Genomic DNA, 343 nt, shown 5'->3' with positions numbered 1-343 from the left:
CGAGCAGGCGGGCGTTGAGCTCGTCGTCGGCGCGGGCGCCGGCGGGGGAGAAGTCCGTGTACTCGGTCTCCCGGCCGGGGAAGCCGAGCTCGGTGGCGGTGTCCGGATGCAGGGCGAGGAGGTCGGTCACGTAGCGCTCGGCGAGCGCGTCGATGGCGGACGGGGTGCGGGCGCCGTCGGCGGCGGCCTCGGAGGTGTGCTGGGTCATACCGGCACTCTAGGCGCTGGCGCCCGCCTCCCGGCTCACTGCGGGCCCGCGCCCTGACGCCACTGGCCGCGGCCGGGCCGGGCCCACAGGCCCAGGTCGCCGCGACGGCGGAGCGTGCGGTCCAGGGGGCGGGGG

At 78.4% G+C, this 343-nt stretch carries 1 pseudogene; it reads right to left on the bottom strand.

Annotation, left to right across the window (positions count from 1 at the left end):
- Positions 1-208 (bottom strand): annotated as a pseudogene (locus SJ20_RS09250) (DUF885 domain-containing protein); the annotation flags it as partial.
- Between the last annotated feature and the right edge of the window lie 135 nt (positions 209-343).

This window comes from Micrococcus sp. MS-ASIII-49, from assembly GCF_000946635.1.
In the GTDB taxonomy this organism is placed as follows: Bacteria; Actinomycetota; Actinomycetes; order Actinomycetales; family Micrococcaceae; genus Micrococcus; species Micrococcus luteus.
This window is presented reverse-complemented; position numbering and strand designations above follow the sequence as displayed.